Annotated in this window: 2 protein-coding genes; both read left to right on the top strand. The window is 30.2% G+C overall.

From position 1 onward, the window contains the following. Positions 1-206 precede the first annotated feature (206 nt). Positions 207-1,973 carry a sensor histidine kinase gene (locus ACO6OL_RS08625; protein WP_049524430.1) on the top strand — a complete coding sequence of 589 codons (1,767 nt, stop codon included), beginning with the start codon at positions 207-209 and terminating at the stop codon, positions 1,971-1,973. After that, the gene (locus ACO6OL_RS08620; RefSeq protein ID WP_049524429.1) at positions 1,951-2,556 is read left to right on the top strand and encodes a response regulator transcription factor; all 606 of its coding nucleotides are present in this window, start codon (positions 1,951-1,953) and stop codon (positions 2,554-2,556) included. Before ACO6OL_RS08625 ends, ACO6OL_RS08620 begins: the two co-directional genes overlap by 23 nt. Positions 2,557-2,653 lie beyond the last annotated feature (97 nt).

The following is a 2,653-nucleotide window of genomic DNA, read 5'->3' as shown; positions in this document are numbered from 1 at the left end:
CCTTTGAGGTTAATCAAGCGTTTCAAGTGTTCGTAGGCGATTTTCATCTTATCTTCAAAAGTCAAATCAGGGAGGATTTTACCTACTAGAAGATTGTATCAGTTATATCTCGAAAGAAAAAAGAATAAATTTAACTATAAAACCTGTCTTATTGAATGAAAAAATGGTAGAATAAACATCAATATCGATTGAAATATGGAGATTTAATGGAAATGAAGTCAAAAACATTTCGATTTTATTTAGTTTTGTTATTTATTTTCTTTCTTTATTTTTTATTTGCGGTGTATAATCGAACGTACAGTGGAATCACCGTAGATAAACATGATAATGAGTGGATAGTTAGACAAGTCCATAATCTGGGAAGCTTTGCGAATCATCAAGAGATAATAGGGTCATCTATTATACAAATAGACGGTCAGAATCCAGATAGTAATTTCTTATTATCTCGATTTTTAATTGTTGAACCGCTTCATTCTGTGACAGTGTTAGATAGAGGAATTTCAAAGACTTTAATAATAGAATCTGGGAGATCAAGCCAAATTATCTTTCTTGTTTTATCAATCATTGCTTTTCTGATTCTACTGTTATTTCGCTTATACATAAAAGGTAGAAGTAGAGGAAAAACTGGAAAACGATATTTTTATTTTATTATTTATACTAGTCTGATGTTATTATCGATTATTCCATCAAGTATAGGAGATGTATTTGGTCGTAGTCTATTAATTTCATACTTGACTTTATTTCCATTATTCATGGATATTTTCATTAGAGTGTTAGTCCTGAAGATAAAAGGTTCAACCATTTCTAACTTTTCTCGTATTATACTGGGCTATTCACTCATCACTCAACTTTTGTTTGTTTATAATCTTATACAGCCCATTGATTTTTTGACCACCTTTTTTTCTAGAGGAGTATTTTATTTAGTATTTTTCTTTTTAGTTATCCTACTGTTAAAGATGCTTATAAATTACTCTCAGATAAGAGAAATGTTGCCAATTCATACCTTATTTTTAGCAGTTCTTGCCTTATTTCCTCTATTTTTTGGATATATTTTTCCGATTGGTAAGGAAGTTTCGTTTATTTATAGTATTCCTCTATTGTTGCTTATTTTGTTCTCTATTGTAAATAACTTGATACTAGAGCGAATGGTATATGTTGCTTGGAAGTGGAACCCGTTCATATATAACTTGATATTTGCCGTTTTTTTTACTAGTCTAATTATTCTTTTTAGTCTGTTATTAAGAGAATTTTCTCCAATTTTTTTCGTTCTTTACACTTTTCTCTTTTCGCTAGCTTTGTTACCTGAAATAAGGAAAATGATGTTGATTAGCCATAAAATGGAGGGAATCTTTAGTAGTTTTCATACTTTTGTAGCTACTGAATTGGAGAGGGAAGAAATTGCAACGTTTATACATGATACTACAATTCAGAAGGTTATTTATTATAAAAAGCAGATAGAAATTAGTGAACAAATTAATAGGGTAGCTTTATTAGAGATGTTGGATGATATTGTCTTTGAATTAAGAGATTTATGTTCCAATATCTATCCTTTAATGGTGCATGAATTAGGGCTGAAAGAATCTATTACTAGCATATTAAACCAATTCATGAAGATGGAAACTGTTTCGATTATGACAACTTTTTCAATAGATGAAGAAAAAGTTAATGATAAAGTGGGCACGTTTGTATTAAGGACAGTTAAAGAACTAGTAAATAATAGTATTCTTCATGGGAATGCTAGAGAAATTACTGTAGATTTATCTACAAAAGAAAAGATTTTATCAATTGTAGTTATAGACGATGGTATTTTTAAGGGAAACTATCAGTCTAATGAATATCATTTTGGTTTAAATAGAATTGTAGAGAAGGTTCATTTATTGGGGGGAACTGTTCAGATAAATATAGAACCTACAAGTGTGAAGATACGAATACCTATAGAAGGGAAGAAAAATGATTCGTTTGGTTTTGATTGATGATCACAGTTTAGTATTACAAGGATTGGAGAACTATTTTTTAAAGGAAGATGATTTTAAAATTGTTGGTTCCTATACAGAAGTAGCAGATTTACTTCTTTGTCTCAAGCATGAAAAGGTAGATGTGCTAGTTATGGATTTTATGCTGAAAGGAGTGACGGCATTTGATGTTATTAGTCAGATAAATAGATTTCTGAATACAGTTCCCAAGATAGTTCTTTTATCAGGATTTTATGACACTTTGTTACATAAGAGAGCGATGGACTTTGGGATTCAAGCTTTTTTACCCAAAGAAAGTTCTTATTTGGATGTTAAAAGTGCAATTTATGCTGTTTATAAGGGAAATCACGTTATCCCAGATGATTTGTTAGAAAAGCAAGAAAATAATCTATTGACAGATATGGAGTTAAGTGTATTGGAACTTATTGTAAAAGAATATTCTAATGAAAAGATAGCAAATAGTTTATTTGTCAGCAGGAGAACGGTGGATACCCATGTTTCAAATATTTGTTCAAAGTTGGGAGTGACGAGTAGAGTTGGAGCTGTACGTGAGGCTATTCGATTAAATCTAGTATCTTTATAATTTATCCTAAAAAGGCAAGAAGGTTTTCGTAAATTACGGATTCTTTCTTGTCTTTTTATTTGAAAAAAAACAGTAAAAAAGCGCAAAAAATCACTTC

The sequence above is a fragment of the Gemella sp. genome (genome assembly GCF_057272915.1).
Note: the sequence above shows the minus strand (reverse complement) of the source record. Positions and strands in the feature narration are given on the sequence as shown.